This is a genomic window from Dyadobacter sp. CY343 (assembly GCF_021390335.1).
Taxonomy (GTDB): Bacteria; Bacteroidota; Bacteroidia; order Cytophagales; family Spirosomataceae; genus Dyadobacter.
Genome location: NZ_JAJUXK010000007.1, coordinates 279996 through 293074 on the forward strand (window position 1 = coordinate 279996; position 13079 = coordinate 293074).

Consider the following 13079-nt stretch of genomic DNA (forward strand, 5'->3'; position numbering starts at 1 on the left):
AATCACTCCACTTTTATTTTGCCGCCGCCGGAGTAACTTCTGTATTCTCCCCGGTACATCGCGTCTGCCGCTGCCGGGCCTGCTGTGAAATTGCCTTTTGAAACGATCCTGACCTGATAGTAGAAAGTTTTAGCCTGTTTTTCGGCAGTTGTGAAATAGTGGATCCTGTCGTCGCGAATATCATAATACTCCGGAACGGCCGCATTTTTAATCCACGGCATATCGCGTGGTTCAGTAATGCGGGGGTTTTCAATTTCAAAGCCGGCGGGCAGCAAGTCGGTCACTACTACATTTTCAATCGGAAGTCCGTTTGTACTTACCAGCGTCAATTTTACAACTACCAAATCGTTTTGCCGGAATACCTGTACAGGCGCGCCGTCGCGTGTCAGAAACTGCCTGCGAATGCTCAATCCCTGATCTTCTTCCGTGTAAGTGCCGGTAGCGGACATTCCTTCGGTTTGGGAAAACCAGTACAAATCTCCTTTCCCCTGCGTTTTTACAGCTACTTTTTTACCAGAAATCCCTTTTGAAAATTTGACTTCTTTGCCGCTAAATGTGCCCAGTTCTTTACCACCGGCCGAAATCGAAGCAGTAACTGTCGAGCCGGACGTTTTTTTAGCCAATTTCCCAAGTGCTAAAACTGCAAATGCCGCTTCCTGGGTATTCAGGTAAGATGCCGACTGGATAGCCTGCGACAGCTGCCTGCCGAGCGGCGTAATTTGAAGATTTCCTGGATCAGTTTCCAGCAACGTGTTCAGTACGAGCGATATATTCCGCAGTGGCGACGAGTAGCTATCGTCCTGGAATTGTCCCCCGCGGTCTGCTTCATATTTTTTAGGCAAAAGTGAAGCGAAACTTCTCGAATCGCCCGCAAGCTGGAATGCGGCAGCCAGCAGATATTTCGAGTCACTGGTCAGCATCCGGACATTCTGCTTGTAATAATTCATAGCCGCCCGGTTGGGATTTCCGTTCAATGCCAGCACGTAAAGCGAATATATTGCCTCCCTGCGCGCGACCAGTTTTCGGGTTTGTGTGCCTGTGCCGGGCTGATTTTCGTAACCAAGCCCATTTTCGGTACTGGCGATTACTACCTCTTTCGTCGCAGTTGTTCCGGATTTTAATTTCAAATATTCCAGTGCGCGGCTGACCGTTTTCGTATTTACTTCAAACCCCGCCCTTTTTGCTTCTTCGAGAAAATGAACTGCATAAGCGGTTGCCCACCAATCTTCCTGGGTAGCGCCGGGCCACATTCCCATTCCGCCATTATAAAGCTGCTGGGACTCTATTTTCCTGATCGCCAGTTGGATATTGGTCATTGGGTTAAGATCGCTTTCCGCGTTTCGCACTGTATACACAGGTATTGCCATCGCTTTCGTTAGCTCAGAAAAATAGATCTGCGGAAATGCTTTGGAGATTGTTTGTTCCAGACAACCATAAGGATAGCCCAGCAAAGTTGAAAGCGCCTTACCACCTCCCTGCACAAGCGGAGAGCGGCTGAATACGATCTGGCTGCGGCTGGTTGCGGGAATAAAGGAAGTATTCAGGTCGATAACTCCCTGATTGTTGGCGGTAATCGTGCCAGAGGTACTGGTTTTCAAAAGTGGAGAAGCCGGCCTTATCGATACTTCGGTTGCATTTGTAAATGTTTCCCCAAAAGCATTAACCTTCACAATCACTTTCGCCAGTCCGATCGCCTGCGCAGCTTTCAGCGAAAACGTAACCCGGTTTTCCTTGCCGGCGGCAATAGGTATGGTTTGAGAAGCTTGCCCGCTCGCCGCTACCGGGCCTTGCAATTGCAGCGTTACAGACGCATTTGCTGCATTTTTGCTTGTATTACTGATGTTGACCGGCAAAATCAGCTCGTCTCCCGGACTCAGGAAACGGGGTACCGCCGCGCTGATCACAACCGGGTCAGCTACTTTCATATTCTTACTCACCGAGCCGAATGCATGATCCTTATAAGCCACGGCCATTACGCGCAGGTCGCCGCTGAACTGCGGGATATTAATATCAAAAGTCGCCTCTCCGCTGCTATTTGCAGTCAGGATTTTACTCCAGAATGAAACCAGCTCTGTCCGTCCGTTACTGAGTGGATTGATCCTTCTTTCCAGATCATAACCGTCGCCCCCAAAACTCGACTTTGCATTCAGACTCAATTCGGGAAAAAGTTGCGCGTATAAATCGTGGCTGGTTACTTCCAATGCGCGTTTTTGATAAAAATGACCGTAAATGTCAGGTGTTTTAAAATTTTTGATCTGCAAAATTCCCTCATCGACAACCGACACTGTTACCTGCGCATTCGGCTTTGTTTTTATTCTGATCTTTTGTTTGGTTTTAGATCTGGACTGTTCCGAAACAGAAATCGTAACCGGCAATTTCCGCTCTGTATCTTCCACTATAATCGGGGTAAATCCATGTGCTACTGTGAGCGGCATGTCAGAATTGTCCATTTTCCGGATCAGCGTCGCGGTAACGAATACATTGGGCAAATGCTCTTCCTTGATTTTCAGCGTCAGCTCAGCCGCTTTTTTATCTGTGGTTAATATGTGGTGCTCCGATACATGGTTGCGCTCGATGGTTACCAGCAATCTTCCGTCAAAAGGAGTCTTAAACAGCACTTTTGCCTCGTCGCCGGTTTTGTAGGTATGCTTGTCCGTTTCCATCAAAACCCTGCCTTCATTGCTTACCTCGAAAGACGAATATTGCGTGTTACCGTAACCATAGGCATAAAATTTGGCCACTGTATAATGCGCCGCACCGGGCCTTTTTACCCGCACTTCATATTCCCCGGAAACCGTGGGAGCATAGCTGAATGTCCCTTTGCCCGCCGGTAAATTCAATGCTTTTGCGTAAACTACTTTCTCTTTTTTACGGGAAGTATATTGTAGCCGCTCGTATTTCTTCTCTACAACAGTCTGATATTCAATCCTTACCACCTCCACAGAAGAAGTTGCGCCGCCTTGCAGCTGACCTTTGCGGTTCAACCCGACAATTTCTATCGGAACCGGCGCATTGGTTCCCACATAAGTGTCGGGCAGGCGGATACCGTAAAATACAGGCTGCGTGAATACATCAAATCGCTGCAACCGATTGACCGGCCGGCCGTTTTCATCAAAAACCGTGACATATATTTTCCCTTCCAGCACACCGATATCTTTCAGTCCGCCGCTCAGCAGGAAGTTTTCTTTCGCCTGCCCGCTTTCATTGGTCACACCCTGACGGGTTTCTTTGGCGAATGAGGTTTCAGCTGGAATGTCGAAAGTATATTCAGAAAACCCTTTTGCAAAAAATCCTTTCCGGGTAAGCTGAGACTCCATTTCGTAAGTCCGGTTTGCTGCCGGGGGTCCGAACAGATTGACAGCTGTAGCTGTAAGTGAAACCGTTCCGCCGGACATATAATCCGAATTGGCGCCACTAAGATCGACCTTAATGCGGTCGGGCATAAACTCTTCCAAACTGATCGCATGCGAGCCGAGCAGCACATCGTTGGCGTTGTACACTTCCAGCACATAAGTACCCGTCAATGCGGCGCGGTCCATTTGCACTTCCGTTTCCACCGCTCCCTGCTCATTAGTCGTTTTCCGCCAGGTCCGGTATTCCCGACCATTTGGTGTCAACATTCTCATTTTCAACGGGATCTTCGCAGCAGTCTGCCACGACTGACTTCTTAGCACAGTATTGAAGTACATTGTTTCCCCCGGCCGGTAAATATCCCTTTGACCGTAAGTAAAAGCCTGAAAACCAGAAGCATTATCGCGCGCACCTTCCACCTCAAACCGCGAGGTTTCCACTTTGGTATCGTTTAAAACTAGGTAGTTGAAATCCTTATCATTACTCGCAGTCAGCATCGCGACTTTAAAACCAGGCCCTTTCTCTTCCAATTTATCGATGTGCGCAACTCCCTTTCCGTCGGTAGAAATGGTGTGAATTACCTGATTATTAGAGCTTATCAATGTGATTTCCAGATCGGAGATTGGCTCGTTGGTCTGGATTGAGTTGGCAAAAACCCAGATTTCGTCTTTCCCCTGTTTGGCTATTAACCCGATATCAGAAATAGATATGAGTTTGGTAGCGCTTAAATAGGCTTCATTTGTAGAACGAACGGTGACCAGATAAACGCCCTGCCGCTTGTTTTCATCGGGTAAGGCAATATTGAGTGCTGATAACCCTTTGCTTTTGGGCAGATTTTCCGTGTCGACGGTCTTGAAAACCAGTGCGTCACTCATATTATCTGCTCCTTCGTCGGTGTACTGAAAAGTACTAAACTGCTGCCATTCATCGCCTACATAACCGTATTCATTCCAGCGGTTTTGGCGGAGATAGTTGAGGATATTATTGGAGTATAATTTTGATACACGGATCTGAACTTCGGGTATATTGACAATTTGGACGCCCACATTCCTGGATCCTTTTCCGGGCAGGTAAACCGCCTTTTTATTAACAAAAGAGATAGCAGGCGGCAGTTTCCCGAAAAACAGATCCTTGGAAGTTTCCTCTTCCAGCGCCTGTCCGAGCATACCTCTCAGATTTTTATTGAGCAGTAAAGAATACGTTTCCGTTTCATTGAAATCGGCGCGCACGATGAACCCATTTTGCGTCGGCTCTATTTGGGAAACGGTGTCGGGGTTAATGCTGAAACCTTTGGAAATACTTTCCTTATCCAGCTCCTGCGAAGTGATGATCCGGGCATAGCCGGCATTATTTTCGAAACCAGTTTGAATATCAACTACCTGTAAATGAAGCGGAGAAGGCAATGTTGCGTTGTGCGAAATCTCGACATTGGTATTGAATTTGGTATTTGGTATTTTCAAACCCGCCGCGATGCTCAGCTTCACCGGCGTGTCATTATTATCGGCCTTTCCGGTGTTGGTTAATGAGACGATCACCTGTTTTTCATCGGGAGAAGGAAGTAATTTAAAATTTGCCGGCTGGTCAGCGACTGTTATTTTCAGCTTTTCAGCTACTTCCTGGCTGTTAACCGGGTAGTTAAATACCAGTTTGAGCCGGGCTTCCTGCCTGCCGCTTTCCTGAGAAATTGTCCACCAGCTTTCAGTCCCGGCTAGTTGCAGAAATGGCGTGTGGAAGTCTAACGGATCTTTGGAAACGTCGTATTTCTTTTCATTCTCAACTTTTTTAGTGAGCAGGTTTGTGAGCTTTGCTTTGTAGGACGTAGCGGGTTCGAACCCTGCAATAGGAGAGAAAATCAGTTCATTGGGCGCAGTCCATTTAAACTTGCCTTTCACAGCAGGCTCAAACTGAACGTATTGTGTCGAATCCCAGTCGTTCAGGTCACCAAGAGCAACCAGGTCTTTATTGAAAGTAAATACAAGATTTTGAGACAAACTGATTTCATTCTCAAAGTTGGTACCTGCAATCCTGACTTCATTTAAAGTAGAACAACCATTTAATAACCAGCTGAAAAAGAACAGATAAACGAGGGAAAACGGGAAACTTTTTTTCATAATGAGATATAAAAAACGGATGATTTTTTTAGCAAAATCATCCGTCTAATTTAACTTTTATCACCGAATCACCCGGAACATTGAATCCTAAATGATTTAAAGGTCTGAAACTTTATATAACTGGTATTAAAACGCTTCCATCACTTCTTCAATTGGTTTGGCACCTTCAAAAAATGACAATAACCGGAGCAAAATCGCATCTACTACCGCGTCGGGGCAGGAAGCGCCGCAAGTCAGCATAATCTTCACAGGCGCTTTTTCAGGAATATAATTTTCCGAAACGATCTCTTCTTTTAAATGCATATCAAAATGCCTGATCAGCTGTCGATCAAGCAGCTTATTGACCGATTCAATAAAATAAGTAGGTAGTTTCTGCTCGCAAAGTTCGACCAAATGCGACGTATTGGAGCTGTTATAACCTCCCGCCACGATTACCAGATCGGCCTCGCGCGTGAGCAATGCATAAGTCGCATCCTGATTATCATTGGTAGCGTAGCAAAGTGTGTCGCGGGTATTGGCAAAATGTGCCTCTACCTGATCCGGGAGCAGGTTATAGTGCCGGATCATGACGTTTTTCAGGAAATCCGAAATGCCCTGCGTGTCCGACGCCAGCATGGTAGTCTGGTTTACAACCCCAATGCGTTGCAGGTCTCTGGCGGGATTGAAACCGTCCGAGTATTGTCCTTCAAAATCTGTATAAAACTGCTCCGCTGATCTGGAACCTGTCATATATTCGGCCAGCCGCTCAGCCTGCGCCATATTTTCGATTATCACAGTCGGCGCGTTTTCTTTGCTGTGTGAAAATGTTGCCCTGGTTTCTTCGTGTTTCGGTTTTCCGTGCACCACAATCGTATAATCCTTCTCGCCGATCTGCGCCGCGCGGTTCCAGACTTTTTCTACGAACGGGCATGTTGTATCATACACATAAGAGTTAATGCCAAGTTCAGCCAGTTTTTGCTGATTTTCAACCGTAGTCCCAAAAGCCGGAACGATCACAATATCCTTGGTCGTAAGCGTTTCCCACGCGATCAGCTGATTGCCTTTTGTGTCCATTATAAATTGAACTCCACGATCTACCAGATCCCGGTTCACATCGGGATTATGGATCATTTCGCTTAGCAGGAAAATCCGTTTTCCGGGATTTTCGGCAATCGCTTTGTAGGCAATATCAATCGCATTTTCCACTCCGTAACAAAATCCGAAATGGCGGGCGATCAGGAACTGTACCGGGCCAAAATCGAGCAATGTAGGCGAATAGTCCCTTTTCAGCTTGTCATTTTTCCGGCGAAATTCCTTGATCGGGGTGATAATCTGGCTCCGGTAAAAGTCGGGGATATTAAACGTTTTCATTTATGATTTCGGTAGATTGCAGCAAACAGCCAAAGATAACAGAACTCCATCTGCATAAGAACAATCGGCTGTTTATCATTGTTCAAATCCGGATTTTAAAAAAAATTCCAATGCGCCGTGCAACATGCAAGAGGCGCTATTGTCTTTAACACAGAACGTTCAAAAATTAAACCTTCTGCTTGAAAACACAAATATACCCAGACCGGCATGTCGAACTGGTGGAACGCTGTAAACTCGGTGAACGAAAGGCACAATACGAGTTGTACAAGTCGTATTCCAAAGCCATGTTCAACATTTGCATGCGGATATTAAACCATATGGGGGAGGCAGAAGATGCTTTGCAGGAGGCGTTTGTGGATGCATTTACGAATCTGCACCAGTTCCGGCAGCAGGCGACATTCGGCGCCTGGCTGAAACAGATCGTAGTAAATAAAGCGATCAACCATTTACGCAGCCGGAAAGTGAAATGGGTGGAGATCGACGAATTTCAGGAAACCCTGGAACATAGCGACCGAAATGAAGATTCGTTCGGCCTCGACGAAAACCAGACCACGCTGGAAGTGGAAAGGGTGAGGAATATGGTCCAGAAATTGCCGGACGGTTACCGCGTGGTATTAAGCCTGTATCTGTTCGAAGGCTACGATCACGAAGAAATAGGCGAAGTACTCGGAATCAGCGAAACAACATCGCGAACCCAATATATGCGCGCGAAACGGAAGTTGACGGAGATGTTGGGGGGGTAGTGTGGGGGGCGTTTTGGTCATTGAATGTGTCATTGGTGGTCATTTTTAGTCATTGATTGTCATTGATAGTTTTATACAGTAACAACGCGCAACTTTTAATACAATAAATGACTACCAGTGACAACAAATGACAATGAATGATACTAGTGACAACAAGTGACTACAAGTGACTACCAGTGACTACAAGTGACTACCAGTGACTACCAATGACATTCAACTAAAAAAAACAGATTTGAAAAAATTATCTACCCATGACACGTTAATGAATCTATGAAAAATTCTTCAGATAAAAAGGATCGATTGGAGCGGTTTGTGAGAGATAACAGGGATGGATTTGATACTTTCTTACCGCAGGATTCTTTATGGAGCCAAATCGAAAGTCAGCTTCACAACGAAATTCCTATCGTTCCGGAGAAATCCAAAAAAAAAATTAGGCGGCTAACCAATCCCTATTTCGACTGGCGCATTGCCGCCGGGGTCTTTCTCGCCCTTGGAATCGGGTTTATGGTGTATTTAAATAACGAGTACGGCATTACCCGCGACCCGCGTGTGGCATTGAAAGTGCCTACTTACGCCCGCGAACTCAATCAATACAATGTTGCAATAGATCAGAAGAGGGAGGAGATCATCAAGCTCGCGCGGAATAATCCTGAATTGTACAAGGATTTTGCGGCTGACCTTGAAAATCTGGAAGTGAATTACAAAAACCTCAGATCCAACCTCTCCAATGCGCCCAACCAGGAAGCATTACTGGAAGCGATGATCGAGAATCTACAATGGCAGGTTGACCTTCTCAACCAACAATTAGACATTTTGCAACGTATTAATAAAGTCAAAGATGACAGCGAAAAAGAGAATAACAGCGCTCCTGTTATTTAATATAGCACTTATTCTGCCGCACTTGCTCAGCGCGGCGCCCACCGATCCCGAACAGGGCGGGCTTATTGAAAAACGGAGGAATATCATCAAGGTTTTTGATGTAAAGAAAAGTGATGTGCTGGTGGTGGACAACCAGTTCGGTCAGGTCAAGATCAACCTGTGGAGCAAGGAAGAGATCAAGGTCGAGATACTGATCACGGCTAATGCAGCTTCCGACGGTCGCGCCTCGCAATATCTGGGTTCTGTGAATATCGACGAAAAAAGGAGTAAGGATCAGATTGCATTAACCACCCAAATCGACCGCGGACAGTTTGCCAACAATGGCTGGAACAACCGGAAGGGCGAAAAGAATTATGTGCAGATCGACTATACGGTGTATATGCCGAAAGAGAATGCATTGATCGTCCGTAATAAGTTCGGCGACACGGATATTCCTTCCTTTCACGCGCCGCTTACTATTGATTCCAAGCATGGAAATTTTGTAGCTAACCTGCTCGAAAATGCTGATAATGTGATCGATGTGAAATATGGCAGCGCAAAAATCGGCAAAATGGACGGGGGTAAATTGGAATTCGAATACTCCAAGCTGAGCCTGGATCACGGCAGGAAGATCCTCTTGACCAATAAATCAGGCGAGCTGAATATCGGTGATGTATTTAATCTGGATGCGGATATTAATTATTCGGGCGCCAAGATCGGCACCATCAGGGGAACCGGGAAAATAAGACTGAACTATTCGGGTAATTTCAAGATCGACGAGCTGACTAATTCTGCGCAAAATCTTGATATTCAAGCATCTTACTCCTCGGTAGTATTGCCTGCGGAGGGCAACCAGTTCAATGTCACGGTGACTTACGGGAATTTCACCTATCCTACCAGCAACGTCAATTTTTCGGTGCAGCCTGCGAAGGATAACAAATCCTATAAAATAAAGCAATACCAGGGCAAGATAGGTACCGGCTCGGGGACAAAGATTACGATCAACTCGCGTTACGGCGATGTAAGGCTTAAAGAGTAAGCGTTTCTATTCCTCTAAAATCACATTGTAACTGAAATTCAGCGGATCGAACGCATTGAAAAGTTTCTCAATAAATGCCGGGTCGCTCGTATAAAAACTAAAGAGATTATCATACCGTTCCTGGGCGATTCCGTTCGGGAACAGTTTGTTTTTGAGCGCCAGCAGCTGTTCAATTTCAGATTGATGATTACGTTCTTCTGCTCTTACAATCCTCTTTTCCAGATGTTTAAGTGAATGCAACAACCTGGTTTGCTCCGCTTTCACAGCGCCCAGCATAGTCTGATCCACAGCAACAGCCTTCTCCAATATAGCTTCGAATATCCTGTTAAATTCCTCTTTCTGATCGTCCAGGTCCAGGATATGCGCTGTATTTTTTTCGATAAAAGTTTTGCGTAAAGCGACTTCATCCAAAAACAACTCCTGATAACTGATGTTCAGTTTTTTAACCTTTTTACATTGATGCCCCGTAATGTACAGCGCAAAGTTTCTCGGGATCAACATCGGGAAAGGAACCGAAAAATGGTCGAATACACCTTTCAGTTGCATCCAGTAAGGTACTTCTGACGGCCCACCGATATACGCGAGATTAGGCAGGATGATCTCTTCGTAAAGCGGCCTTAAAATCACATTTGGACTGAAAATTTCAGGCTTGGTTTCGGCCAGATGCAATATTTCGGTTTCTGAAAAAGTTAAGTCTGTATTTAACACTTTGTACACATTACCTTCTTTTGTAATGCGCTCCCGCAGGTTTTCGTCCAGGTAAAAGAGATTGATCTCGCGCGCATTCAGCGGCGTATGATAGCCCAGCGAATTGAGCTTTGCTGTCGTTTCATTTACCAGTTTTCCCGAAATGGAATTGGTAAGTTCTTCTTTGATAACGGGAAGAAAGGAGCGTTTGAGATCCGCGTGATCGGCGTCGAGGGTAACGAGGCCGTAATGCCCGAATAACTCGTGCATGTAACATCGTACCGCGTCGGCGAGTGTATTATTTTCAAGATATGCTCTTGCAAAAAGGTCAGGCTTGCCGGGAAGTTGTTTCAATATACTTTCCAGCTCTTTTGGATTCAGCCTGCCTACTGCGCCTTTATGATCCCCTGTCCATTTGTGGGTTTCTCCAAATAAGTGCACGGACGCAATTTCCTCAAAATCATGGTCTTCGGTCGCCATCCAATATACCGGCACAAAATTGTATTCCGGGTAAGTCTCTTTCAAAGCGCGGGCGAGCTTGATCGTCGTTACGATCTTGTAAATAATGTAAAGCGGCCCTGTGAAGATGTTAAGCTGATGTCCCGTGGTAACAGTGAAAGTCTTTTCATCGAGCAACAGCGAAAAATCAGGCAGATCAGCCAGCCCGTTGTATTGACTTTCGAGGGTTTCTACCAGTACCTTTCTTTTTTCAGTCTCAAAAGCGCTCTTGTTTAAAATAGCAGCTTTCGCATTTTCAAGCGTCGGAAAATTGCTGTAAAACTCAGATAGTGGCGCTTTTTGATCAAGATAATCCAGCAGTAACGCGGGAAATTGTCCGGTTGTACGCAGATCCACAGTATGCAGAGTCGTGAAAGGTGGCTTTTCAGCAGCTTGTAGAGAATCCAACGTTTTTTGCTTTTGTGTTCATTCGAAACCAAAGATCTAACGTGAAAATCGCGGATTTTGGTTTCCCAAAGTTGCGTATTTTGAAGAAGAATAAAAAACCCCGTAAGCGGTTACAAGAAAGGCCGGATCCATGCAAATCCGGCCTTTTTTTGAACCTACTATTTTAGATCAGAAAGTGTAATTATTCTTGGCAATAAGCTCATCTGCAATGCGGCGGCGGGCATTTTTAAGATTCGACGGTTCAATTTTCGTGAAGCGTTTTAATCCCATTAACATCACATTCAACTCGTCGCTCTCTGCGAAACTAGTGATTGCGGCACGTCCGGCCGAATTGACTTTTTCTACCGAACGGTTCAGGTATACCAATGCTAAATCCTTTTGCAATGCATTTCGCTCTTCGCCGAGCAGCCCAATGCGTTTTTCCACCCGCAGCAAAACAGATTCGGCTACATATATCTCGATCACCATATCGGCCAGGCTCATGATAATCTCCTGCTCTTCTGAAAGCTTCATCATAAACTTCTGCACCGCAGCCCCGGCGACCATCAATACTGCCTTTTTTAGATTTCTGACTACCTTTTTTTCCTTTGCAAAAAGCGTTTCCTCTTCGTCCGCACCAAAATCAGGAATAGACATAATTTCCTTTCCAACTGCCGCCGCAGGGCCCATCAGGTCAAGCTGACCTTTCATGGCGCGCTTCAAAAGCATATCGACCACGAGCATTCGGTTGATCTCGTTGGTGCCTTCAAAAATCCGGTTTATCCGGCTGTCGCGATAAGCTCTGTCCATGGGCGCATCGGCAGAAAAGCCCATTCCTCCGAAGATCTGGACACCTTCATCCACCACAAAATCCAAAACCTCCGAACCGTGCACTTTCATGATCGCGCATTCAATTGCGAGCTCTTCCAAAGCTTTCAACTTTGCTTCGGAATCCGACATTCCTTTTGCCTGGAAAGCGGTTATTAAATCATCAATATTCTGCCCGACCCGGTACGCCGCCGATTCGGTAGCATACATTCCCACAGCCATTTCGGCGATTTTATGTTTAATAGCTCCAAAATTGGCAATTGAAGTGCCAAATTGCTTGCGCTCGTTTGCGTAATTGATTGCCTGTTCGGCCACTTTTTTTGCACCGCCCAATGCAGCGGCAGCCAGTTTTATCCGACCTATATTCAGGATATTAACCGCGATCTTGAAACCATTACCTCTCTCCGAAAGCATATTCTCAACCGGCACTTCGCAGTCGTTGAAGAAGATCTGGCGGGTATCAGATCCTTTGATTCCCATTTTATGCTCCGGCTCGTTCATCGTAATGCCGCCCGAAGTTTTATCTATAATGAATGCAGTCAGGTTTTTATCCGTCTGTCCATTCTCTTCGACTTTGGCAAAAACAATGAATACATCCGCGAAGCCGCCATTCGTGATCCACATTTTCTGACCGTTCACAATGTAATGCTGCCCGTCACCAGAAAGTCTCGCTTTGGTTTTGGCCGAATTCGCATCTGATCCTGAATCCGGCTCAGTCAGACAGTAAGCCGCTTTCCACTCGCCGGAAGCCAGCTTTGGAAGGTATTTAGATTTCTGTTCTTCATTTCCATAATACAATATCGGCAGCGTCCCGATTCCGGTGTGTGCAGACAATGCGACTGAAAACGAGTTACCCGCGCCGGTTGCCTCAGCTACCAGCATAGAAGTATTGAAATTCATCCCAAAACCACCATATTCCTCTGGTACCGCGGTTCCCAGCAGGCCAAGTTCACCTGCCTTATCCATGAGGCTGGCGATCAGTTCGGGACTTTTGGCGTGATCAATTTCATCCAGCCGCGGCCAGATTTCTTTGGCGAGGAACTCGCGACAAGTAGCGGCAATCATCTGCTGCTCTTCGTTAAACTCTTCTGGGATAAATATTTGCGAAGCCTGGGTTTCTTTAATCAAAAACTCTCCTCCGCGGATAGAGCTTCGCTCGAATATTTTATTCGCTTCTGCAACGGCCATATCAATGATTATTATAGAACGATGTGAAATATTAGTATG

At 45.9% G+C, this 13079-nt stretch carries 7 protein-coding genes; 3 read left to right on the forward strand and 4 right to left on the reverse strand.

The window, feature by feature from the left end; translation table 11 throughout:
• Positions 1-2 precede the first annotated feature (2 nt).
• Both LZG94_RS23175 and LZG94_RS23180 read right to left on the reverse strand, forming a co-directional pair.
• The gene (locus LZG94_RS23175; RefSeq protein ID WP_233794052.1) at positions 3-5462 is read right to left on the reverse strand and encodes an alpha-2-macroglobulin; all 5460 of its coding nucleotides are present in this window, start codon (positions 5460-5462) and stop codon (positions 3-5) included.
• A 126-nt stretch (positions 5463-5588) separates the two neighbouring features.
• The gene (locus LZG94_RS23180) at positions 5589-6812 is read right to left on the reverse strand and encodes a 4-hydroxy-3-methylbut-2-enyl diphosphate reductase (protein WP_233794053.1); all 1224 of its coding nucleotides are present in this window, start codon (positions 6810-6812) and stop codon (positions 5589-5591) included.
• A 179-nt stretch (positions 6813-6991) separates the two neighbouring features.
• On the opposite strand from LZG94_RS23180, the gene LZG94_RS23185 reads away from it, so the two are divergent.
• The 3 genes from LZG94_RS23185 to LZG94_RS23195 all read left to right on the forward strand — a co-directional run bounded on the left by LZG94_RS23185 (position 6992) and on the right by LZG94_RS23195 (position 9452).
• The gene (locus LZG94_RS23185) at positions 6992-7555 is read left to right on the forward strand and encodes an RNA polymerase sigma factor (RefSeq protein ID WP_233794054.1); all 564 of its coding nucleotides are present in this window, start codon (positions 6992-6994) and stop codon (positions 7553-7555) included.
• A 270-nt stretch (positions 7556-7825) separates the two neighbouring features.
• Entirely contained in the window at positions 7826-8434 is a 609-nt protein-coding gene (locus LZG94_RS23190; protein WP_215236146.1) for a hypothetical protein, read from the forward strand.
• Positions 8394-9452 carry a hypothetical protein gene (locus LZG94_RS23195; RefSeq protein WP_233794055.1) on the forward strand — a complete coding sequence of 353 codons (1059 nt, stop codon included), beginning with the start codon at positions 8394-8396 and terminating at the stop codon, positions 9450-9452. Before LZG94_RS23190 ends, LZG94_RS23195 begins: the two co-directional genes overlap by 41 nt.
• 6 nt (positions 9453-9458) lie before the next feature.
• Here LZG94_RS23195 and bshC read toward each other — a convergent pair whose 3' ends face one another.
• Positions 9459-11045, reverse strand: coding sequence for a bacillithiol biosynthesis cysteine-adding enzyme BshC (gene bshC / locus LZG94_RS23200; RefSeq protein WP_233794056.1), 1587 nt, complete (start codon positions 11043-11045; stop codon positions 9459-9461).
• 168 nt (positions 11046-11213) lie between these two features.
• Entirely contained in the window at positions 11214-13040 is a 1827-nt protein-coding gene (locus tag LZG94_RS23205) for an acyl-CoA dehydrogenase family protein (RefSeq protein WP_233794057.1), read from the reverse strand.
• Between the last annotated feature and the right edge of the window lie 39 nt (positions 13041-13079).